Annotated in this window: 14 protein-coding genes; all 14 read left to right on the top strand. The window is 73.5% G+C overall.

Annotated features, from left to right (window positions below; genetic code table 11):
- Nucleotides 1-123 precede the first annotated feature (123 nt).
- Nucleotides 124-1,368, top strand: coding sequence for an HlyD family efflux transporter periplasmic adaptor subunit (locus IPJ95_15540; protein MBK7925016.1), 1,245 nt, complete (start codon nucleotides 124-126; stop codon nucleotides 1,366-1,368).
- 57 nt (nucleotides 1,369-1,425) lie between these two features.
- Nucleotides 1,426-2,136 (top strand): ABC transporter ATP-binding protein, encoded by a 711-nt coding sequence (locus tag IPJ95_15535; protein ID MBK7925015.1) that lies wholly within the window; start codon nucleotides 1,426-1,428, stop codon nucleotides 2,134-2,136.
- Between the two features lie 67 nt (nucleotides 2,137-2,203).
- On the top strand, nucleotides 2,204-4,663 hold the full coding sequence (locus IPJ95_15530) for an ABC transporter permease (GenBank protein MBK7925014.1): 2,460 nt from the start codon (nucleotides 2,204-2,206) through the stop codon (nucleotides 4,661-4,663).
- A gap of 46 nt (nucleotides 4,664-4,709) precedes the next feature.
- A complete protein-coding gene (locus IPJ95_15525) occupies nucleotides 4,710-7,148 on the top strand; it encodes an ABC transporter permease (GenBank protein ID MBK7925013.1) in 2,439 nt (812 codons plus the stop codon).
- Between the two features lie 2 nt (nucleotides 7,149-7,150).
- On the top strand, nucleotides 7,151-9,592 hold the full coding sequence (locus IPJ95_15520; protein ID MBK7925012.1) for an ABC transporter permease: 2,442 nt from the start codon (nucleotides 7,151-7,153) through the stop codon (nucleotides 9,590-9,592).
- 22 nt (nucleotides 9,593-9,614) lie between these two features.
- Entirely contained in the window at nucleotides 9,615-10,292 is a 678-nt protein-coding gene (locus IPJ95_15515; protein ID MBK7925011.1) for an ABC transporter ATP-binding protein, read from the top strand.
- The gene (locus tag IPJ95_15510; protein MBK7925010.1) at nucleotides 10,222-11,193 is read left to right on the top strand and encodes a hypothetical protein; all 972 of its coding nucleotides are present in this window, start codon (nucleotides 10,222-10,224) and stop codon (nucleotides 11,191-11,193) included. The genes IPJ95_15515 and IPJ95_15510 overlap by 71 nt, the downstream gene beginning before the upstream one ends.
- A 3-nt stretch (nucleotides 11,194-11,196) precedes the next feature.
- On the top strand, nucleotides 11,197-12,564 hold the full coding sequence (locus IPJ95_15505) for a sigma-54-dependent Fis family transcriptional regulator (GenBank protein ID MBK7925009.1): 1,368 nt from the start codon (nucleotides 11,197-11,199) through the stop codon (nucleotides 12,562-12,564).
- A 10-nt stretch (nucleotides 12,565-12,574) separates the two neighbouring features.
- A complete protein-coding gene (locus IPJ95_15500) occupies nucleotides 12,575-13,921 on the top strand; it encodes a PAS domain-containing sensor histidine kinase (protein ID MBK7925008.1) in 1,347 nt (448 codons plus the stop codon).
- 41 nt (nucleotides 13,922-13,962) lie between these two features.
- Nucleotides 13,963-19,269 carry a hypothetical protein gene (locus IPJ95_15495; GenBank protein ID MBK7925007.1) on the top strand — a complete coding sequence of 1,769 codons (5,307 nt, stop codon included), beginning with the start codon at nucleotides 13,963-13,965 and terminating at the stop codon, nucleotides 19,267-19,269.
- Between the two features lie 99 nt (nucleotides 19,270-19,368).
- Nucleotides 19,369-19,989, top strand: a complete 621-nt coding sequence (locus tag IPJ95_15490; GenBank protein ID MBK7925006.1) for a hypothetical protein — start codon at nucleotides 19,369-19,371, stop codon at nucleotides 19,987-19,989.
- A 61-nt stretch (nucleotides 19,990-20,050) separates the two neighbouring features.
- Complete coding sequence (locus tag IPJ95_15485; GenBank protein ID MBK7925005.1) at nucleotides 20,051-20,365, top strand: transcriptional regulator; 315 nt, start codon at nucleotides 20,051-20,053, stop codon at nucleotides 20,363-20,365.
- A gap of 65 nt (nucleotides 20,366-20,430) precedes the next feature.
- Nucleotides 20,431-21,141, top strand: a complete 711-nt coding sequence (uppS, locus tag IPJ95_15480; protein ID MBK7925004.1) for a di-trans,poly-cis-decaprenylcistransferase — start codon at nucleotides 20,431-20,433, stop codon at nucleotides 21,139-21,141.
- Entirely contained in the window at nucleotides 21,138-22,604 is a 1,467-nt protein-coding gene (locus IPJ95_15475; GenBank protein ID MBK7925003.1) for a DUF4173 domain-containing protein, read from the top strand. The genes uppS and IPJ95_15475 overlap by 4 nt, the downstream gene beginning before the upstream one ends.
- Nucleotides 22,605-22,701: the final 97 nt, after the last annotated feature.

Raw genomic sequence — 22,701 nt, 5'->3', positions numbered from 1 at the left:
AACCCGATGTCCCAAGGCGCTTTGTGGCGGCCGTGCCGAGGGGCACATCGGCACGCATCTTCCCATTGGGTCGGCACACCCTCGTAGGTGCGTTGATCATCACCTTGCCGCCAGGACCCGTGCGTGGACATTCCCCGAGAGCGCCGTCCGGACCGCCGCCGCTTCATCCTCATGGGGTCGGGGCTGCTGGCCCTGGTGGTCATCACCGTCGGGCTGTCGCGGCTCAAGCCCGCCGCGCCCTCAGTGGAGGGTGGCACGCTCTGGACCGACACCGTCCGGCTGGGACCGATGGTGCGCGAGGTGCGGGGGCCCGGGTCCCTCGTCCCGGAACAGATCCGCTGGGTGTCGGCGGTCACGCCGGGGCGGGTGGAGAAGAAGCCGATCCAGCCGGGGGCGCGGGTCACGGCCAGCACGATCCTGCTCGAGCTGAGCAACCCCGACATGGAGATCCAGCGGCTGCAGGCGGAGCGGTCGCTGACCGAGTCGCAGGCCCAGCTGGTGTCGCTCCGGACCCAGCTCGAGACCCAGCGGCTCAACCAGGCGGGGACGGTGGCCTCGGTGCGGTCCGAGTACCGCGAGGCGATCCGGAAGGCGCTGGCCGACTCCGCCCTGGCCGCGCAGAACCTCATCTCCACCTCGGAGTACGCCCGCTCCCGGGACAAGGCCGAGGAGCTGACGGAGCGGCTCGCGGTGGAGCAGCAGCGGCTGCAGATCTTCACCGACAACATCGCGGGGCAGCTGCAGGTGCAGGAGGAGCAGGTCCAGCGGCTCAAGGCCGTGGCCGACTTCCAGCGCTCGATGGTGGACGCGATGACCGTGCGGGCGGGCGCCGACGGGGTGCTGCAGGAGCTGCCGCTCGAGGTGGGCCAGTGGGCCATCTCGGGCGCCACGCTGGCGAAGGTGGTGCAGCCGGAGCGGCTCAAGGCGGTGCTCCGCATCCCGGAGACGCAGGCCAAGGACGTGGTGATCGGCCAGGTGGCGGCGATCGACACGCGCAACGGCATCATCAAGGGCCACGTGGTGCGGATCGATCCGGCGTCGCAGAACGCGACCGTGACGGTCGACGTGATGCTCGACGGGCCGCTGCCCCGGGGGGCGCGTCCCGACCTGAGCGTGGATGGCACGATCGAGCTGGAGCGGCTCGACCGGGTGCTGCACGTGGGGCGCCCGGCCTACGGCCAGGCCAACAGCACCGTGGGCCTGTTCCGGGTGATTCCCGGCACCGACGAGGCCGAGCGGGTGCGGGTCGAGCTGGGCCGGAACTCCGTCAACGCCATCGAGATCATCCGCGGGCTCGCCGAAGGCGATGTCGTGATCCTTTCCGACATGTCGCGGTGGGACGCGGTCGAGCGGGTCCGTCTCAAGTGAACCAGTCGTTTCCCTTCCCTCTTCCTCCCTCAGCCTGAACGCCGCCCTGGAGCGCGCATGACGACGAACGGCCAGCCCCTCATCCGCCTGGATGGCATCAAGAAGGTCTTCTACACCGACGAGGTGGAGACCCACGCCCTCGCCGAGGTGCATCTCGAGATCCGCAAGGGCGAGTACGTCGCCATCGCGGGCCCGTCGGGATGCGGCAAGACCACCCTCCTGTCGCTGCTCGGCCTGCTCGACACCCCCACGGGCGGCGAGTACTGGCTGGATGGCAAGCCGGTGGCGCAGCTCTCTCCCGCGGAGCGGGCCCGCATCCGCAACCGCGAGATCGGGTTCATCTTCCAGGCTTTCAACCTGATCGGCGACCTGACGGTGTACGAGAACGTCGAGCTGCCGCTGACCTACCGCGGGCTGGGCGCCGCCGACCGCAAGCAGCGGGTGCTCGCGGCGCTGGAGAAGGTAGGGATGTCCCACCGGATGAAGCACTACCCCTCCCAGCTCTCGGGCGGCCAGCAGCAGCGCGTGGCGGTGGCGCGGGCGGTGGCGGGCGAGCCGCTGATCCTCCTGGCCGACGAGCCCACCGGTAACCTCGACTCGACCAATGGCGAGGCGGTGATGGGGCTGCTGCAGGAGCTGCACCGGGGCGGCGCGACCATCTGCATGGTGACCCACGACCCGCGCTACGCGGCCCATGCCGACCGTCCGATCCACCTCTTCGACGGGCGGGTGGTCGAGGACCACCTGGTGGAGACGGCGCGGGGCTGATCCCCCGCCGGGCCATCCCCACGCGCGGCGGCACTCCGCCGCCGCGACCCGTTCCCGAGGCTCCGCCATGGATAACGTCCGGCAGGACCTTCGCTACGCCCTGCGCAGCCTGGCGCGGAGTCCCGCGTACGCCTGCGTGGCCATCGCCTCGCTCGCGCTCGGCATCGCGGGCAACGCGGTGCTGTTCACCTTCGCCAACGGGCTCCTGTTCAAGCCGCTCCCCGTGGGCGAACCCGACCGCGTGGCGGCGCTCTACACCAGCGACTTCAGCGGCACCCGCTACGGCGCCTCGAGCTACCCGGACCTGGTGAGCTTCCGGGCGCAGCTGCCGGCGTTCGACCATGTCGTCGGGATGCAGCTGGTGCCCACCAGCCTCTTCGAAGGAGGCAACACCTCGCGGATCGTCGCGGGGCTGGTCTCCGCCGACTTCTTTACGGGCATGGGCATCCCGCTGGCCCTGGGGCCGGGCTTCCGCCCGGACCAGGAGCGTCCCGGCGCGGACGCCCACACGGTGGTGCTGAGCCACGCCCTGTGGCGGGCCCGGTTCGGCGGGGACCCGGCGATCGTCGGCCGGTCGGTGACCCTCGGCGGGCAGCCCTTCACGGTGGCCGGCGTGGCCCGCCCGGGCTTCAGCGGGCTGCTCCGCGGCATCGGGCAGGACGCCTGGGTGCCCTTCGGCGCCTCCGGCGCCGTCAATCCCGGCAATGACTTCTTCGGCGAGCGGGGCAATCGCAGCCTGCTGCTCTTCGGGCACCTGGCGCCGGGCGCCACGCTGGCGCAGGCCACGGCGCAGGCCGCCGTCGCCGCGCGCGCCCTGCGGCAGGCGGAGCCCGCGATGTGGAGCACGCTCGACGGCGCGGGGCGGGACCTGACCGTCCTGCCCGAGGCCGCGGCCCGGGTGTTCCCGGACGCGCGGACGCCGGTGGTGCTGGCGACGCTCCTGCTCTTCCTGGTGGTGGGCGCGGTGCTGCTCATCGCCTGCGCCAACGTGGCCAACCTCTCCCTGGGGAGGGCCCTGGCCCGCCGGCGGGAGATCGCGATCCGGATCGCGCTCGGGGCGGAGCGGCGGCGCCTGGTGGCGCAGCTGCTGACCGAAAGCCTGCTGGTGGCCCTGGCCGGCGGCGCCCTTGGCCTCGGGGCCGCGGCGTGGCTGCACGGCCTGGTCTCCTCGCTGCAGCTGCCCCTGCCCGTGCCGGTGTCGCTGGACCTCACCCTCGATGGGCGGGTGCTCGGGTTCACGCTGGTCGTCAGCCTCATCGCCGGCCTGGTACTGGGACTGGCCCCCGCGCTGCAGGCCACGCGCCCGAGCCTCATTCCCGCGCTCAAGGACCAGGGCGCCCTGCTGGTGATGGGACGCAGCTGGCTGCGGAGCCTGCTGGTGGCCACGCAGGTGGCGTTCGTGCTGCCCCTCATCGCCCTGGCGTTCCTCTTTGGCCGCAGCCTGGCCCGCGCGTCCGCGCTGGATCCGGGCTTCGGCGCGCGGGACGGGCTGGTGCTCGCCACCGACTGGGGGCTCACCGGCTGGTCCACGGCGCGCGGACACCAGTTCCAGCGGGAGCTGGCGGAGCGGGTGCGGGCGCTGCCGGGGGTCACGGCGGCGGGGCTGACCGAGACGCTGCCGCTGTCGCTGGGCGGGAATCGCTCCGGGATGACGCCGGAGGGCTACGCCCCCGCGCCGTCGGAAGACATGGAAGCCGGTCGCGTGGCGGTGGGTCCGGGGTATTTCGAGGCGCTCGAGCTCCCGCTCCTCGAGGGACGGCGCTTCACCGACACAGACGCCGCGGGCGCGCCGGGCGTGGCGATCGTCAACGCCGCCTTCGCGGCGCGCTACTGGCCGGGGGGCTCCGCGATCGGGCGACGGCTCAGCTACCAGGGGCCCGAGGGGCCGTGGGTGACGGTGGTGGGCGTGGCAGGCGACGTGACGTACGGCAGCCCCGGGACACCGGCGGCGCCGTGCTTCTACCTGCCACTCGCGCAGGTGAGCGCGCACCGCACCACCCTGGTGGTCCGCAGCGCCGGCGATCCGCTCGCGCTGGCCGGCCCGGTGCGCGAGGTGATCCGCGACCTCGACCCCGCGCTGCCGGTGGAGGGTCTCGGGACGCTCAAGGCCTCGCTGGCCCTCTCCCTGCTTCCGGCACGGATCGGCGGGGTGGCCGCGGGGGCCTTCGGGCTGCTGGGCCTGCTGCTCGCGAGCCTCGGGGTATACGGCGTGGTCGCCTTCGGGGTCGGCCAGCGGCGCCGGGAGATCGGGATCCGCCTGGCCCTCGGGGCCGGGGCCGCGCAGGTGGTGCGGCAGGTCGTGGGGGACGGCCTGCGCCAGGTGGTCGTCGGAGTCTGCGTCGGGGTGGCGCTCACCATCGGGGCGAGCCTGGTGGCCCACCGGGTGCTGTTCGGCCTGGCCCCGCTGGAACCGGTGGCGCTGCTGGGCGGGCCGGCGCTGTTCCTCGCCGCCGCGCTGCTCGCGGCCTGGCTGCCCGCGCGCCGGGCGGCCGCGATCGACCCGTTGACGGTGCTGCGCGCGGAGTAGCCCGGTTCCCCGGCCGGTCCCGCCACCCCACCAGGAGACGCACGCCATGCTGAGCGGAGTGCTGCAGGACCTGCGATACGCGGTGCGCGCCCTGCGCCGCAGCCCGGGGTATGCCGGGGTGGCCATCACCACGCTGGCCCTGGGGATCGGCGCCACCACCGCGATCTTCTCCGTGATCAACGCGGTGCTGCTGCGCCCGCTGCCGTACCAGGACCCGGACCGGCTGGTGGTGGTGGAACACTTCTACCCCTCCCTCAACAACATGGAAGCGCCGGTGTCGGTGCCCGGCTTCCGCGACTACCAGGAGCAGCGGCAGGTCTTCCAGTCGTCGGCGGTCGAGATGGGGTGGGCCCCGAACCTCACCGGCCATGGGGAGCCGGAGCGGATCGCCGGGCTCCGGGTGGCCGGGGACTACTTCCGGACCTACGGCGTGCCCGCGGCGCTGGGCCGGGCACTGGGGCCCGATGACGCGGCCGCGGACGATGATCATGTGCTGGTCCTGAGCCACGGCGCCTGGCAGCGCCTGTTCGGCGGCGACCGCGACGCGGTCGGGCGCTCGGTGCTGCTGGACGGCGAGCGCTACCAGGTCATCGGCGTGATGCCCGCGAGCTTCCGCGGCTTCCGGTTCCGCGCGGCGCAGTTCTGGACCCCGCTCCGCTTCCAGCCCGAGCAGTTCAGCGACACCCGCCGCACCAACGAATTCCTGAACTTCACCGGCCGGCTCGGGGACGGCGTGACCCTGGAGCGGGCTCAGGCGGAATTCCATGCCCTGGCCACCCGGCTCAAGGCCGATTACCCGGACGCCTACCCGGCGGATTGGGACCTGCACGTCACCACCCTGCCCGAGGAAGAGAACGGCGGCTCGCGGGGCGCGCTGCTGGTGCTGCTCGGCGCGGTGAGCCTGGTGCTGCTGATCGCCTGCGCCAACGTGGCCAACCTGCAGCTGGCGCGGGCGGCGGGGCGAGGGCGCGAGATCGCCGTGCGGGTGGCGCTCGGCGCCTCGCCGGCGGACCTGGTCCGGCAGCTCCTGGCCGAGAGCGTGCTGCTGGCCCTCCTCGGTGGCGGGCTCGGGGTGGTGCTCGCGGTCTGGGGGGTGCCCGCGCTGCTGGCCATCAACAGCGGGAGCCTCACCCCGAGCAGCGACCTGGTGCTCGACCGGACGGTGCTCGGTTTTGCGCTGTTGCTCTCGCTGGTGACGGGCCTCCTGTTCGGGCTGGTGCCCGCGGTGCGGGTGGCCCGGACCTCCCTCGCCGAGACGCTGCGCGAGGGCGGGCGCGGCACCGCCGGCGACCGCGGCGGCATGGCACTCCGCCGCGGGCTGGTGGTGGCCACGGTGGCGCTGGCGCTCACCCTGCTGGTGGGGGCCGGGCTGCTGGTGCGGAGCTTCGCGCGGCTGGTCGGCGTGGACCCGGGCTTCACGCCCGAGCACGTCCTCACGTTCAACGTCACCCTGCCCGCCGCCAGCTATCCCAACGACACCCTGCGCAACGCCTTCTATGACCGGGCCATGGCCGCCATCGCGGCGGTCCCCGGCGTCACGGCCGTGGGCGGCACCTCGGTGCTGCCGTTCGGGGGCAACTGGTCCACCTCCGGTTTCGGGGTGGAGGGGTACCAGGCGCCGGCCGGCACACCCGGGCCCTGGGGCGACGTGCGGTTCGTGACGCCCGGCTTCTTCGCCGCGCTGGAGATCCCGCTGGTCCGCGGCCGCGGCTTCACCGCGGACGACGATGGCGACGCGCGCCGCGTGGTGGTGGTGGACGAAGAGATGGTCCGCCGCTACTGGCCCGACACCGACCCGATCGGCAAGCGCATCACCTTCAGCAACCCGGGCGACTCGGTCATCGTGTGGATCGAGGTGGTGGGGGTGGTGGGGCACACGATGCACGAGGGACTGGATGGCGGGCAGCGGGTGCAGGTCTACTTCCCGCTGCAGCAGACGGGGATCCCGTTCCTGGCGTTCGCGGTGCGGACGGCGGGCGAGCCGCTGGCCGCGCTGCCGGCGGTCAAGGCGGCGGTGGCCGGGATCGACCGGAACCTGCCGCTCTCCACCCCGGCCACGCTGGTGTCGCTGGTCGAGGGCACCACGGGGCCGCGCCGGTTCTCGATGGTGCTGCTCACGCTCTTTTCCGGGCTGGCGGCGGCGCTGGCCGCGATCGGGCTCTACGGGGTGATGGCCTACACCGTGACCCAGCGTTCCCGCGAGATGGGCGTCCGGCTGGCACTCGGCGCCGCGGCCGGCGACGTCCTGCGGCTGGTGCTGGGGCAGGGCATGCGCCTGGTGGCGATCGGCCTGGGGATCGGGCTGGTGGCCGCGCTGCTGCTCACCCGCCTCATCCGGTCGATGCTTTTCGGCGTGAGCGCCACCGACCCGGTGACCTTCCTGCTGATTCCCCTGCTGCTGGCCGCCGTCACGGCGCTGGCCACCTGGCTTCCCGCCCGGCGCGCCACCCGGGTGGATCCGGCCACCGTCCTCCGGGAGGAGTAGTCATGCTGCACGACCTGCGTCAGGCCTTCCGCGCCGTGCTCCGCGCCCGCGGCTTCACGCTCACCGCCGCCGCCACGCTCGCCGTGGGCATCGGGGCGGTGACCACGCTGACCAGCGTGCTCGACATGCTGCTGCTGCGGCCCCCGGCCGGTGTCGAGGAGCCGGGCCGCGTGACGCGGTTGCTGTTCCACCACCGGAACCCGCAGTTCGGCGAGTGGACCAACTCCTCGGTGAGCTATCCCGACTTCACCGACCTCGGCCCGGCGAAGAGCTTTGCCACGGTCTCGGCGCAGTACATCTCGCGCGCCTCGATGGGCCGTGGGGCGGAGGCCAAGCCGGTCTCGGCGGCGGCGGTGACCGGGGAGTTCTTTCCGCTGCTCGGGACCCGGCCCATGCTGGGCCGGCTGCTGGGGCGCGACGACGATCGGCCCGATGCCGGCATCCCGGTGGCGGTGCTGAGCGAGCGGCTGTGGCGCACCCGGTTCGGGGGTGACCCGGCGATCCTGGGCCGCACCTTCCCGCTCGACGACCAGACCTACACCGTGGTCGGCGTGGCACCGCCGGCGTTCGACGCCGGCGACTACGACGCGCCGGACCTCTGGGTGCCCTTCACGCCGGTCGCCCGCCGGATGCAGGGGAACGACGAGTACCGCACCGACCGGGGCTGGTATTTCATCTCCCTGATGGCGCGGCTGGCGCCCGGCATCACCCCCGAGCAGGCCACGGCCGAGGCCACCGCGCTCATCCGCGCCGGGCGGAGCGACTCGACGACGGCCAACGGCTTCCAGGACGTGCGCCTGGCGCCGGTGCTCGAGGCGGCGGGTCCCGACTTCAGCGCCACCGCCGGCCTGGCCCGCTGGCTCGCGGCGATGTCGCTGCTGGTGCTGCTGATTGCCTGTGCCAACGTGGCCAACCTGATGCTGGCCCGCGGGCTCGCCCGCGCACGCGAGCTCGCCATCCGCAAGGCGCTGGGCGCCGGGCAGGGCCAGCTGGTGCGGCAGCTCTTCCTCGAAGGGATGCTGGTGTCGCTGCTGGCGGGCGGCCTGGGCGTGTTGGGGGCGGCATGGGGCGGCGGGCTGCTGCGCGGGTACATCCTGCCCGAGGCCATGGCCGAGCGGTTCAGCGCGGATGGCCGGGTGTTCGCGATCGCGCTGGGCGCCACGCTGCTCGCGGCGCTGGCCTCGAGCCTGATCCCGGCGGTGCAGGTGACCCGGAGCGACCTTACCCCGGTGCTCAAGGAAGGGGGCCGCGGCAGCGGCTTCCGCCGGTCCCGGCTGCGCTCGGGGCTGGTGGTGGCGCAGGTGGCCCTGAGCGTGCTGCTGGTGGTCGGCGCGGGCCTGTTCCTGCGCAGCCTGCGCAACCTGCTGGCCATCGACATCGGCTACGACCGCGAGCACATCATCCTGGTGGACGCCGATCCCGCCGGCGCGGGCTTCAGCGGCCAGCAGACCGGCGCCGCCTTCGAGGCCATGGCCGCCGCCGCGCGGGCGCACCCCGGCGTGGCGGCCGCGGCCCTCAACTACGGCGAGCCCTTCGGCTGGAGCCTGGTGGAACGGCTGCGCATTGCGGGCCGCGACTCGCTGCCCCGGCTGTCGAGCGGCGGGCCCTACATCCAGCGCACCACCGCGGACTACTTCACCACCATGGGGCTGCGGCTGCTGCGCGGCCGCGGCTTCACCGACGCCGACCGGCGCCCGCACCCCGCCGTGGCGGTCATCGGGGCCACGATGGCCCGGCGCTATTTCGCCGACCAGGACCCGATCGGCCAGTGCCTGCTGCTCGGGAAGGACGCCACCGAGTGCACCGTGGTCACCGGCGTCGCTGAGGACGGCGTGCGCTACAGCCCGCAGGAGGAGCCGCAGGCCATCTACTACGTGCCGCTCCCGCCCACCAGCGGCGCCACCAGCCACCTGACGCTCTTCCTGCGGACGCGAGGACCGGCGCGCGACCTGGTCGCGGACCTGCGCCCGCTGCTGCAGACCGCGGTCCCGGACCTGCCGTACGTCCAGGCGCGGTCCCTGGAGGAGGTCCTCGAGCCGCGGTACGAGGCCTCCCGGCTCGGCGCCACGCTGTTCGGGCTGTACGCCGCGGTGGCGCTGCTGCTGGCCGGGCTCGGGCTCTACAGCGTGCTGGCGTACGCGGTGCGCGGCCGTACCCACGAGCTGGGCATCCGGCTGGCGCTCGGTGCCGCGCCGCGCAGCCTGGTGCAGATGGTGGTCCGGGATGGCGTCCGGCTCACGGCGATCGGCGCGGCCCTGGGAATCGGCGGGGCACTGGCGGCGGGGCGGGCGCTGGCGAGCCAGCTCTATGGGGTGCCGGCCTGGGACCCGCTGACCATCGGCCTGGCCACCCTCACGGTGCTCGCGGCGGCCGTCGGCGCGAGCCTGCTCCCGGCGCGCCGCGCGGCGGCCGTGGACCCGGTGACCGCCCTGCGGTCCGACTGAAGGTGCAAGGAGCGTTGATCCGATGATCCGACTCGTCCACGTCGAGAAGGCCCTCGACACCCGCCCCAGCCCGACCTGGCTGCTGCGCCGCATCGGCCTCGAGATCCCGGCGGGGGAGTTCGTCACGATCATGGGTCCCTCCGGGGCGGGGAAGTCGACCCTGCTCTCCATCCTGGGCCTGCTGGATGCCGATTTCCGGGGCGAGTACTGGCTCGACGGCCAGCCGGTGCACCGCCTCAAGCCCAAGGAGCGCTTCGCGCTGGGGCGGCGCTGCATCGGCTTCGTGTTCCAGCAGTATCACCTGCTGGATGACCTCACCGTGGCGGAGAACCTGGACGTGCCCCTGGGGTACCGCGACATGAAGTCCGCCGAGCGCGCGGCGCTGGTGGCCGACACGCTGGACCGCTTCCAGATCGTGGGGAAGAAGGACCTGTACCCGCGGCAGCTCTCGGGCGGTCAGCAGCAGCTGGTGGCGGTGGCCCGCGCGGTGATCGCCAGCCCCCCCGTGCTCCTCGCCGATGAACCGACCGGCAACTTGCACTCCGAGCAGGGCCGGGAGATCATGGAGCTCTTCCGGCGGCTCAACCAGCAGGGCACCACCATCGTGCAGGTCACCCATTCGGAGGAGAATGCCCGCTACGGCCATCGCGTCATCCGCCTGCGGGACGGCTGGCTCGCGGAGCAGGCTCCCGCGGCCTGAGCGGCTGCTGCTCTCCCTGCTGCTCGCCGCGGCGCCGGTTGCCGGGCAGCAGGTGCCCGACACCGCCTTCCGGCCGCCGATCACCCACCCCGCCCATCCCGCCGGCCGGGGCCCCCTCATCGCGGTCGACGGGGCACATCACAACTTCCATACCGCCGGCGGCCGCTACGCACCGTTCGCGGCGCTGCTCGCGCGCGACGGCTACCAGGTGGTGCCCCTCGCCACGCCGTTCACCGACGCGACGCTCGCGCCGGTGCGGCTCCTGGTGGTGGCCAACGCCCTGGCGGCGGCCAACGAGACCCGCTGGGTGAACCCGGTGCTGCCGGCGTTCACCCCGGCGGAGGTCGCGGCGGTGCGCCGCTGGGTGGAAGGGGGCGGCGCGCTCCTGCTCATCGCGGACCACATGCCCTTCGGTGGCGCGGCGGCCACCCTGGGCGAGGCCTTCGGCTTCCGGCTGGCCAACGCCTTCGCCCTGGACTCGGCGGGCAGCGACCTCGCGCCGTTCACCCGCGCGGCGGGTACGCTCGCGGATCACCCGGTGACCCTCGGCCGGGGGCCGGGTGAGCGGGTGGAGCAGGTGCAGACCTTCACCGGCCAGGCCTTCCCGCTCCCCGCCGGCGCGGCGCCCCTGCTGCTGCTGCCGCCGGGCAGCCGCCAGCTCTATCCCGACACCGCGTGGTCCTTCTCCCCGGCCACCCGCGTGGAGCCGGCGGGTGGCCTGGCGCAGGGCGCCCTCCTCCAGGTGGGCCGCGGCCGGGTGGCGGTGTTCGGTGAGGCCGCGATGTTCTCCGCCCAGCTCGCCGGACCCGCGCGGCGGCCCGTGGGGATGAACGCGCCGGCCGCCCTCGGCAACGCGACCCTGCTCCGCAACCTGGTCCGCTGGCTCACCACGGCGCCCTGACCCATGCCCATCCCGACCGGTGTCCCCACGATCCTCATCGCCGACGACCAGCCCGATGTGCTGCAGGCGCTCCGGCTGCTGCTCAAGGGCGAGGGCTTCGCGGTGGAGACCACCCACAGCCCCGGCGGCGTGCTGGCCTGCCTCGAACGGAGCGACTACGACGTCCTGCTGATGGACCTCAACTACACCCGCGACACCACCTCGGGGATGGAGGGGTTCGACCTGCTCTCGCGGATCCGCCTGCTCGACGGCTCGCTGCCGGTGGTGGTGATGACCGCGTACGGCAGCGTGGAGGGGGCGGTCGAGGCGATGCGCCGCGGCGCGCGGGACTACCTGGAGAAGCCGTGGGACAACACCCGGCTGGTGGCGCTGCTCCGGGTACAGGTGGAGCTGGGCCGCGCGCTGCGGCAGGGCCAGCGGCTGGAGAGCGAGAACCAGTCGCTGCGGCGGGAGGGGCTCCCCGACCTGGTGACCGAGTCGCCGGCGATGCGCCAGGTGGCGCGCCTGATGGAACGGGTGGGGCCCTCGGAGGCCAATGCCCTGATCCTCGGCGAGCATGGCGTGGGCAAGGAGGTGGTGGCCCGGTGGCTCCACGCCTCGAGCGCGCGGGCCACCCGGCCCATGATCACCGTCAATGTCGGCGGCCTGAGCGAGGGGGTGTTCGAGAGCGAGCTCTTCGGCCACCTCAAGGGCGCCTTCACCGACGCCAAGACCGACCGCATCGGCCGGTTCGAGCTGGCCGACCACGGCACGCTCTTCCTCGACGAGATCGCCAACATCACCCCGTCGCAGCAGGCCCGGCTGCTCCGGGTGCTCAACACCGGCGAGTTCGAGCGGGTGGGCTCGTCCAAGAGCCGGAAGGTGGACGTGCGGGTGCTCGCCGCCACCAACGTCGACCCGCGGGCCGAGGTGCAGGCCGGCCGGTTCCGCGAGGACCTGCTCTACCGGCTCAACACCATCGAGATCCTGATCCCGCCGCTGCGCGACCGCCGGGAAGACCTCCCGCGCCTGGCGGCGCTCTTCCTGCAGCATCACGCCACCCGCTATCGCAAGGCGGTCGGCGGCTTCCGGCCCGAGGCGATGGAGGCGCTGCTCCGCTATGGCTGGCCCGGCAACGTGCGCGAGCTGGACCACACCCTGGAGCGCGCGGTGCTGCTCGCCGACGGCGCCGAGATCCGTGCCGCCGACCTGGCGCTCGCCCCGCCACAGGACGCCGCCACCCGCCTCGACCAGCTCACCCTCGAAGAGGTCGAGAAGGTGCTCGTCCAGAAGGCCCTGGCCCGCGCCGGCGGCAACGTGACCGAGGCCGCGCGCGCCCTCGGCCTCAGCCGCTCGGCCATGTACCGCCGGCTCGAACGCTACGGGCTCTAGCCCGGCCGTGATGCCCAGCCACCCCCGACGGGTCCTGCTGGTGGCGGTGGCCGCGGCGCTGCCCGCCATCCTCACCGCGCTGCTGCTGCTGTGGCGGGGGGACTTCACCCTCCGCCTGCAGTGGACGCTCACGCTGGTCATCGCGGTGGCGCTGCTGCTCGGGCTGCTCTCCCTGCACGAGCGGGTGGTGCGGCCGCTGCAGACCCTCTCCAACGTCCTGGCCGCCCTCCGCGAGGGGGACTACTCGCTCCGCGCCCGCGGGGCAGACTCCACCGACGACTCGCTCGGCCTGGTCTACCTCGAGGCCAACCAGCTCGCCGATACCCTGCGGGGCCAGCGCCTCGGCGTGCTGGAGGCCACCGGCCTGGTCCGGGCCGTGCTCGCTGAGATTGATGCGGCGGTCTATGCGTTTGATGATCAGGGGGTACTGCGCCTGGTGAACCGGGGTGGGGAACGCCTGCTCGGGCAGCCCGCCGAGCGCCTGCTGGGCCGGGGCGCGGCGGCGCTCGGACTCGAGGCGTGCCTCACGGGGGAATCGCCCAGGGTGGTGGAGCATCCCGCCGGGCAGGGGGGCCGCTGGGAACTGCGCCGCAGCGGCTTCCGGCAGGAAGGGCGCCCCCACCAGCTGGTGCTGCTCACGGACGTGGGCCGGACGCTGCAGGCGGAGGAGCGCCAGGCGTGGCAGCGCCTGGTGCGGGTGCTGTCGCACGAGATCAACAACTCGCTGGCGCCGATCCGGTCACTGGCGGGAAGCCTGCGATCGATTCTCGACCGGGGCGCCGCCGGGACCGAAGCCCAGACCGACCTGCGGCAGGGGCTCGAGATCATCGGCCAGCGCAGCGAGGCCCTGGGGCGATTCATGGCCGCCTACGCCCGGCTGGCACGCCTGCCCCGGCCCGTGCGGCGACCGGTGCTGGTGGCGGAGTGGGTGGGCCGGGTGGCGGCGCTGGAGCGCCGGCTCGCCGTCCGGGTGGAGCCGGGCCCTTCCCTGCTGCTGCAGGCGGATGGGGACCAGCTCGACCAGCTGCTGATCAACCTGGTGCAGAACGCGGTGGATGCCACGTACGAGAGCGGGGGCGGGGTGACGATCGGCTGGCGGCGGGAAGGGGCCCGCCTGGTGCTGGAGGTGCTCGACGAGGGCCCCGGGGTCGGGGAGACGGCGAATCTCTTCGTGCCGTTCTTCACCACCAAGCCCGGGGGCTCCGGCATCGGGCTTGCACTGTCCCGGCAGATCGCGGAGGCGCATGGGGGGTCGATCACCCTGGCCAATCGTGACGACCGGCGGGGGGCCCGGGCCCGATTGCTCCTGCCGCTCACCGGCGGGGAGTTGTTTGACACCCCCCAGGCCCGTCCCTAGCTTGCGCTTGACCCCTTAACCAAAGCGCCTCCGTGCTGCCTATGCCGGTTCGACGCCATCGCCTAGTCCGCGCACTCCGAGCATTCTTCGGCGCGCTGCTGCTGACCACCTGCTCGACGGATGCCCCGGTGGGACCGCGGCAGACCGTGGTGGCCAGCATGGACGTGACCGGCCTGCTGCGGGCCGGAGGGCTTATCCCGGTGCCGGTGGACACGGTCTACATCGAACTCCGCCGCGCGAGCGATTCCTCCCAGGCGTTTGCCAAGTACCTCTCCGCCGCCGACTTTGCACAGCGCAACGATTCCCTGATCGTGCCGGTCCGGGTGGACCTGGCCACGTCGCCGGAACAGTTCTATCTCTACGCCGAGGCGCGCGGCGGCGGCGTGCTGTACTACACCGTCCGCTCCGTGGTGACCGCCTCCGCCGGCGCCAGCACCCCGACCGCGCCACTCGCCCCGACCTACGTCGGGCCCGGGGCCGCGGCAGATAGTGTGCGCCTGGTGCTGACCGCAACGGCCGTGGCGGCGGGCGACAGCGTGCTGGCCTATGCCGTGGTGTACCAGGGGGGCGCAGCCGTCACGGGCGTGCCGGTCGGGATCATCCCGGTGGACTCCCTGCTGGCGCGCAGCCGGGCGGTGGGCGTCGACAGCGCCTGGATCTTCGCGGCCCCCGCCGCCGTGGGCAGCGTGGCCATCGCGGCCGAGACGCCCACGGGCCTGGCCGATACGCTCACGCTTGCCTTCAGCGCCGCCGCCGATTCCCTCGCCATCGTCAGCGGGGACAGCCAGCAGGTGCTCACCGGAGGTTCGTCGCAGCCGCTCGTGGTCCAGGTGCTCGATGCGGCCGGCCAGCCGTATCGCGGCGGGCACCCCGTGACCTTCGCGCTGCTCTCGCCGCCGGCCGGCGCCACCATCGCGCCGACCTCGACCACCACCGACACCAATGGGTACGCCCAGGCGGTGGTGACGGCGGGGACCGGGACCGGGGCGCTCAACGTCGGCGTGGCCGCCGCCGGGCTCAAGGGCTCGCCTGCCGGCTTCCGGCTGGACATCCTCCAGGGGAGCAGTGGCCCGGCCACGATCACGGCTGCGACCGCCACGTCGCAGGCCGGCGTAGTGAACCAGCTCGTCACCCAGGTGCCGACCGTGCTGGTGCGGGACTCCGCGAACGCGCCGCTCGCCGGGGTGAGCGTCACCTTCGCGGTGGCCAGCGGCAGCGGGAGCGTGACCGGCGGCAGCGCCGTCACCAACGGTTCCGGACTCGCGGCGCTCGGCACCTGGCGGCTCGGGCAAGCGGCGGGCGCCAACACGGTCACCGCCACCGTCACGGGGCTACCGGTCGTCACCTTCTCCGCGACGGCCGCGCCGACGGCCGTGGCCGCGCTGGTCCGCATCCAGGGCGACTCCCAGGCCGACTCCGCGGGCCGCACCCTGGCCGTGCCGCTCGTGGCCGAGGTCCAGGACACCTTCGCCAACCCGGTGCCGGGCGTGCCGGCGGCGTGGAGCGCCACCGACGGCTCGGTGACGCCGGCCGCGGACACGAGCGATGCGCAGGGCCGGGTGCAGGGCAGCTGGACGCTCGGCGCCACGCAGTCGTCGCCCACCGCCACGGTGGTGGCCGCAGGGGCCCAGACCAGCTTCACCGCCACGACGTTCTTCGGGCAGCCGACCATCCTGCTCAGTTTCGTCGGCATCCCGGGCGTCGGGGTGGGACTGACCGCGCCGGTGCTGGTGACCCTCAACGCTCCCGCGCCCGTGGGCGGCACCACGGTGTCGCTGGCGAGCAGCGACGCGAGCCGCTTCACGGTGAACCCGGCCAGCGTGCTCATTCCGCAGGGCGCCACCCAGGATACCGTGGTGGTCACCGGGGTCGGGGCGGGGACGGCCACACTGGATGCCACGGCCTCCGGCTACACCGCCGGGGCGCTCACGGTGGACGTGCAGAACCGGAACATCTCCGTGCCGCCGACGCTCTCGGTGCCCTACGGCCAGACCCAGTCGCTGCCGATCGTGCTGCCGGCGCCGGCGCCGCCGGGCGGCGTCACCTTCACCGTGACCAGCGGCACGCCGTCCCTGGTCGGGGTGCTCACGCCGACGGTGACGATCGCCGCCGGCGGCCAGTCGGCCAACGCCACGCTGTCGGGCGTGCTGCCGGGGGCGTCCACCATCACGGTGAGCAACCCGAGCTACCTCGACGGCACCACGGTGGCCACCACGGCGGCCGCGCTCCGGATCGTGCAGACGAGCCTGACGATCAACGCCAGCTTCCCGAGCCCGATCACCGTCAACTTCGAGAGCAACGGCTCGGCCACGGCCGCCCCGGCGCCGGGGATCCCCGTGACCCTCACGCCGCTCCACCCGGCCTGCGTGGCGGCGACCTCGCCGGTCACCATCATCACCGGACAGGTGAGTACCACGTCGTCGGTGAGCTATGGCGGGGTGGCCAGCCTCCCGTGCACGGACACGCTCATCGCCACGGCCACCAACCTGCAGCCGGACAGCCTGATCGTCACCGTGAACCCGGCGCCGCCGATCACCGTGGCCACCAACTTCAACCAGGTGGGCCAGGGCCTGCTGGAGGTGGGGAGCGTCTTCCTGGGCGCCTCCAACCACGGCGGCGTGACGGTCACGCTGACCAGCTCCGACAGCAGCCTGTTCGTGCTCTCCACCTCGGTGGGCACTCCCGGGACCGGGAGCATCACGGTGCCGGTCCTGCCGCTGGGGACCAGCTTCACCTACTACGCCCATGCCCTCGAGGGGGTGACCGGCACGGCGGTGGTCACCGCCACCGCGCCGGGGTTCGCCGCGGTGCCGGATACCCTCACGGTGGTGGCGGCCGGCATCGAGCTGCAGGGCCTGCCCACGAGCACGACCACCCTCTCGACGGTCAACAACCTCTACGCCCAGGTGGGTGTGCCGAACGGCCCGTTGACCGCGCTCAGCCGGGTGCAGAATCACCGGCCGGGGGTGGCGCCGGTGCCGGTGACCTTCGCGCTGCAGGGGGGCACCTCCGTCGGCCTGATCGTGGACAGCCTGACCCCGGGCGGGGCCCAGACGGGGCAGGCGGCGATCGGGTCGGCGGTGTACTACACGCCCACCAGCGGGCCGGCCTCCGGCGGCATCAGCTTCAAGCCGGCGGGGCAGGGCACCGACTCGGTGTCGGTGTCGGCGTCCGGGTTCATCAGCCTGGCGAACGCCACCCGCGGCATCACGGTGACCCAGCCCACCGCCAGCCTGAACCTCAACTTCGCGCAGGTCGGGGTGGGGCTGCAGGAGGCGGGGTCGGTGTTCCTGAGCGCCAGCCAGCACAACGGGGCCTCGGTCACGCTCTCCTCTCTCGATCCGACGGTCTTCGTGCTGGACACGCTGGTGAACGGGCCCGGCCACGACTCCATCGTCAAGACGCTGCCCAACGGCCAGACCAGCTTCACCTACTACGTGCAGGTGAAGGAGTTCAGCCAGTTCCTCCAGGGCTACCTGCGGGTGTCGGAGCCGCGGTTCGCGGCGGACTCGGTCCTGGTCACCGCGGTGCAGCCGGCGCTGGATCTGCAGGGCCTGCCCGCGAGCACCACCACGCTGACCGGGGTCAACAACCTCTACGCCCAGGTGGGGGTGCCCAATGGCCAGTTCACCGCGCTCGCCCGGGCGCAGAACCTGCGCGGCGGGGCGCCGTCCCCGCTGGCGGTGACCTTCGCCAGCCTGCCCGGTGGCACCGGGATCCTGGCCGACTTCGCCACGCAATCGACTGGTGGCTCGGACACCGTCACCGCCCTGATCGATACCACCGGCAGCCTCTACTACACCCCCACCAGCGGCCCGAACGCGCAGGGCGTCGAGTTCCGGCCCCAGGCGGCGGGCAATGACACGGTCCGCGTGTTCGCCGTGGGGTACGCGACGGTGAACACCAGCACCCGCGGCATCGCCGTGACGCAGCCGACGACCAGCATCGGCGTCAACTACCCGACGCTCGGCGGCGGGCTGCAGGAGGCCGGCAGCGCCTTCCTCTCGGCCAGCCAGCATGGCGGCGCGGCGGTGACCATCACCTCGCGGAACCCCGCGGTGATCCTGGTGGATTCCGTGGCCAACGGTCCGGGGCGCAGTTCGTTCGTGAAGGCGCTCACCAACGGCCAGTCCAGCCTGACGATCTACTACCAGGCGCTCGAGGGCGTGGTGGACAGCACCTGGGTGGTGATCTCGGAGCCGCGGTTCGCGCCGGAGAGCGTGCTGGTGCGCACCGTGGTGCCCGGGATCGATGTGCAGGGCGTGCCCACGCAGCTCACGCCATTCGACCTGGACGCGAACTTCTACGCCCAGATCGGGGTCCTCAACGCCGGCAACACCGCCCTGGCGCGGGCGCAGAACCGGCGGGGCGGGGCGCCGGGCGTGCTCACCGCCACCTTCACCAGCAGCACCCCGGCCATCGGCACCGTGATCGACAGCCTGGCCGAGGAGGCCGGCAGCGGCGGCGGCGCCACGGGGACGGCGCGCATCGCGCCCAACGTGTACTACACGCCGACCAGCGGGCCGGCCACCGGCGGGATGGCGTTCCGCCCGCTGCTCGTGGGCACCACGAGCATCTCGGTCAGCCTGCCCGGGTTCACCACGGCCACCATCGCCGGCACCCGGACCGTGAACGTCCTGCAGCCGGGCATCACGGTCAGCACCAACTACCCGTCGGTGGGGAGCGGCCTGCAGGAGGCGGGCGGTGTCTTCCTCGGCGCGAGCCAGCACGGGGGCGTGACGGTGACGCTCACCTCCTCGGACAGCACCATCCTCAAGCTCGCGCCCAACGCCACCACGCCGGGGAGCGCGTCCATCCAGGTGCCGCTCCTCAACGGGCAGACCAGCTTCAGCTACTTCGCGCAGGGGATGGAAGGGATCAGCTCGGCGACCACCGTGACCATCACGGCGGTTGCCTCCGGGTTCACCAACGGTACCATCGGCATGACGGTGGACCAGCCCGGGGTGGAGGTGCAGGGTCTGGGCGGCCCGTACACCGGCGGCGGCGCGGACGTGAACTTCTACGCCCAGGTCGGCATGCCGAACGCGCAGGGCAGCGGCCTCATCCGGGCGCAGTCTGTCCGCGCCGGGGCCGCGGCGCCGTTGACGGCGAGTTTCACGAGCACCCTGCCGGCGGCCGGTACCCTGGTAGACAGCAGCGGGGTCGGGACGTTGCGGACGGCCCAGGTCAGCAACGCCGGGGGCATCTACTACACGCCGACGGGCGGCCCGGGGCAGGGCGGGGTGGCCTTCCGGCCGGTGGCGCCCGGGAGCACGACGATCTCGGTGGCCATCCCCGGTTACCTGACGATGACCACCAACGGCGTCCGGGTCGTTACGGTGCAATAGGGGCGGGGCGGCGCCACCGGCGCCGCCCCGTTGTCCGGGGCCTGTACTTTGTGAAACAAAGCACTTGACGGAGCGGGGGCGCTGCGGTAGACTGGACCCATGGCACGAACCCGGCCCGCGCGCGCGCCCCGACCCCCGACGGAGGACGTCCCCCTCCACGACCGGGCGTTCGAGAACCTCGCCTTCATCCGCGACACCATGGAGCGCGCCGGCGCGTTCACCGGGGTGCCCGGGTGGGGCGGGGTGGGCATGGGGCTCACGGCGCTGCTCGCCGCCTGGATCGCCCACCGGCAGCCGACGGTGGACCGCTGGCTCCTGGTCTGGCTGGGGGAGGGCTGGCTGGCGTTTGCCATCGGCGGCCTCGCGATGGTGCGGAAGGCCGCCGCGGGGGACACCCCGCTCACCAGCCGTCCGGGCCGCCGCTTCGTCCTGGCCTACACGCCGCCGGTGCTGGTCGGCGGGCTGCTCACCCTGGCGCTCTACCGCGCCGGGCTGGTCACGCTGCTGCCGGCCACCTGGCTGCTCTGCTACGGGGCCGGCGTGGTGACCGGCGGCGCCCTGTCGGTGCCGGTGGTGCCGGTGATGGGCGCCTGCTTCATGGTGCTGGGGGCCGCGGCGGTGTTCCTGCCCGCGGCCCTGGGCGACCTCCTGCTCGCCCTCGGCTTCGGCGGGCTGCACCTGGGATTCGGCTGGTGGATTGCGCGGAGGTACGGTGGCTAAGTCGAATGCGGCGCGCCGGGGCGACGGCGCGGAAGGCGGGCGCCGGCGGACGCTCGCGGGCGTGGCGGGCGGCCGTGCCACGCTCGCGCCGGACCTCGACAAGGTCATCCACGAGCGGCTCCGGCTCGCCATCGTGAGCGCGCTGGCGGTCAACCCGTCGCTCACGTTTAACGAACTCAAGGCGCTGCTCAAGACCAGCGACGGCAACCTCAGCGTGCACGCCCGCAAGCTCGAGGACGCGGGGTACATCCTGTGCGCCAAGTCGTTCGAGGGGCGGATGCCCCGTACCGAGTATCGCCTGGCCGCCGCCGGCCGCCGGGCGCTGGAGCGGTACCTGGAGCACATGGAATCACTGATCCGGATGACCCGGGGCTGATCCCGGCCGTCCACGTCGTTCCGGGCGACCTCGCGGTCGCCTCTTCTTGGAGGCTGTACTTTGTTATGCAAAGCACTTCGCTGCACGCCGCGATCATCATGGATGGCAATGGCCGCTGGGCCGAGCGACGGGGCCGGCCCCGCGCCGCGGGGCACCGCGCCGGCGCCGACCGGGTGCGCGAGATCGTCCGCGCCGCCCCCGACCACGGCATCGGCATCCTGACCCTCTACGCCTTCTCCTCCGACAACTGGCAGCGGCCCGCGGCCGAGGTGCGGACGCTGCTCGGGCTGTTCACCGAGTACCTGGGCCGTGCCCGTGACGATGCCGCGGCCGCGGGCGTCCGCCTCAGCGTCATCGGCCGCCGCGACCGCCTGCCCCTGGCGCTCCGTTCGGCCGTGGCGATGGCCGAGCGCGCCACGCGCGAGGGCAGGCGGCTCTGGCTGCGGATCGCCATCGACTATTCCGCCCGGGACCAGATTCTCCGGGCTGCGCGCCGCGCGCCCCCCGGCTCACCCCTCACCCGCGAACGGTTCGCCGCGCTCCTGGGGCAGGCCGGCCATGGCGCCGGCCCCGCCCCGGACGTGGACCTGCTGATCCGCACCGGGGGCGAGCGCCGCCTGAGCGACTTCCTGCTCTGGGAGGCGGCCTACGCGGAGCTCTGGTTCTGCGAGCGCTGCTGGCCGGAGTTCACGGCCGACGACCTCGCCGCCGCGCTCGCCTCGTTCCGCGGGCGGGATCGCCGCTTCGGCCGCCTGCGTGTCGGGGAGGGCGCATGACCGCGCCCATCCCGCGGGACCGCGCCCTGCTCTGGCCCGTCCTGCTGCTGGGGGTGCTGGGTGACCTCCTGTTCCGGGCAGGCGAGCTGGGCCTCAACGTGACGCTGTGGCTGTGGCTGGCGGCGGGACTCTGGTACCATCACCGCCGCACCGACGGCGCGGGGGTGGGCCCCCTTGAGGGGCGCCTGCTCCTCGGCGTCGTGGCGGTCGGGTTCGCGTGGATCTGGCGTGCCAGCGAGATGCTGCGGCTCCTCGATACCGCCTGCCTGCTGGTGGTGGCGGCGCTGCTGCCGCTGGCGGCGCAGGCGGGCCACCTGGCCGACCTCACCGTCGGGCGGCTGCTGCGCGCCGGCGGAGTCCTGGGCTGGCGCGGGGCCACCGGCGCCCTGCCCGTGCTCTTCGACGCCCAGCGGGATGCCTCCGCCCAGGGGGGCGGACCGGCGCGGGTGCTGCTCCCCGTGGCGCGGGGCGCGTTGCTCGCCGTCCCGGCGCTGCTGGTGTTCGGTGGGCTCCTGACCTCCGCGGACCCGGTCTTCGGCGACTTCCTCGGACGCCTGGTCCGGTTCCGCGTGGATGTGGCGATGTCGCACGTGTTGGGCACCGCGCTCGCCGCCTGGATCGGCGCCGGCTTCCTCCGCGGGGCGCTGCCGGGCGCCACCCGATGGGTCGACGCCCCCCTGCCGGTGCGCCTCCCGACGCTGGGGCCGGTGGAGGTCGGGATGACCGTGGGGCTGGTGGACCTGCTGTTCGCGTCGTTCGTGGTCTTCCAGCTGCCGTACTTCTTCGGCGGCGCCGCGTGGGTGCAGCAGGCCGCGGGCGTCACCCTCGCCGACTACGCCCGCCGGGGCTTCTTCGAGCTGGTGGCGCTTTCGGCGCTGGTGCTGCCCCTGCTGCTGCTGGTGTCCAGCCGGCTGGAACCCGGCCAGGCGCTCGCCCAGAGGATGTACCGCTGGCTGGCGGGGGCGCAGGTCGTCCTGGTCCTGGTGATCATGGCCTCGGCGGCGCACCGCATGGCGCTGTATCAGGCCGAGTTCGGCCTCACCGAGGACCGGTTCTTTGCCTCGGCGCTGATGGCGGGGCTCGCCGTCTCGGCGCTCTGGTTCGCCGCGACCGTCCTGCGCGGCCGGCCGACGGCCTTCGCGCGGGGCGCGCTCCTGTCCTGGGGGGTGTGGCTGTTCACGCTCAACGTGGTGAATCCGGAGCGGGTCATTGCCGAGACCAATGTTCGGCGCCGTGCCGAGACGGGGCACTTCGACGTCGAGTACCTCACCCGGCTGGGGCCGGACGCGGCGCCGGCCCTGGTGGCGGCCCTGCCCCGGCTCACGGAATGGGAGCGCGGGGAGGTGCGGCGTGCCCTGGAGCAGCGGTTCGGCCCGGAGACCTATCCAGACGCGCGCGCCTGGGACCTGGGGACCGCCCGAGCCCGTGCCGCCGTGGCCTCCCTCACGCCTGGGCGGCCATGATGGTGACGCCGGGGTGCCCGGCAGCCGTCCCGGGGATTGCGCCGTCCCGGGGTGGGCCGGCAGGGTGGCCGCGCTCCCCTGGCCGGTCCGCCACCCC

The organism is Gemmatimonadota bacterium (genome assembly GCA_016713785.1).
Lineage (GTDB): Bacteria > Gemmatimonadota > Gemmatimonadetes > Gemmatimonadales > GWC2-71-9 > JADJOM01.
This window is presented reverse-complemented; position numbering and strand designations above follow the sequence as displayed.

What these genes read in the sequence shown, in the direction of transcription:
- IPJ95_15535 (MBK7925015.1), top strand. Translation starts at nt 1,426, where the DNA reads ATGACGACGAACGGCCAGCCCCTCATCCGCCTGGATGGCATCAAGAAG.
- IPJ95_15530 (MBK7925014.1), top strand. Translation starts at nt 2,204, where the DNA reads ATGGATAACGTCCGGCAGGACCTTCGCTACGCCCTGCGCAGCCTGGCG.
- IPJ95_15525 (MBK7925013.1), top strand. Translation starts at nt 4,710, where the DNA reads ATGCTGAGCGGAGTGCTGCAGGACCTGCGATACGCGGTGCGCGCCCTG.
- IPJ95_15520 (MBK7925012.1), top strand. Translation starts at nt 7,151, where the DNA reads ATGCTGCACGACCTGCGTCAGGCCTTCCGCGCCGTGCTCCGCGCCCGC.
- IPJ95_15515 (MBK7925011.1), top strand. Translation starts at nt 9,615, where the DNA reads ATGATCCGACTCGTCCACGTCGAGAAGGCCCTCGACACCCGCCCCAGC.
- IPJ95_15510 (MBK7925010.1), top strand. Translation starts at nt 10,222, where the DNA reads ATGCCCGCTACGGCCATCGCGTCATCCGCCTGCGGGACGGCTGGCTCG.
- IPJ95_15505 (MBK7925009.1), top strand. Translation starts at nt 11,197, where the DNA reads ATGCCCATCCCGACCGGTGTCCCCACGATCCTCATCGCCGACGACCAG.
- IPJ95_15500 (MBK7925008.1), top strand. Translation starts at nt 12,575, where the DNA reads ATGCCCAGCCACCCCCGACGGGTCCTGCTGGTGGCGGTGGCCGCGGCG.
- IPJ95_15495 (MBK7925007.1), top strand. Translation starts at nt 13,963, where the DNA reads ATGCCGGTTCGACGCCATCGCCTAGTCCGCGCACTCCGAGCATTCTTC.
- IPJ95_15490 (MBK7925006.1), top strand. Translation starts at nt 19,369, where the DNA reads ATGGCACGAACCCGGCCCGCGCGCGCGCCCCGACCCCCGACGGAGGAC.
- uppS (MBK7925004.1), top strand. Translation starts at nt 20,431, where the DNA reads ATGCAAAGCACTTCGCTGCACGCCGCGATCATCATGGATGGCAATGGC.
- IPJ95_15475 (MBK7925003.1), top strand. Translation starts at nt 21,138, where the DNA reads ATGACCGCGCCCATCCCGCGGGACCGCGCCCTGCTCTGGCCCGTCCTG.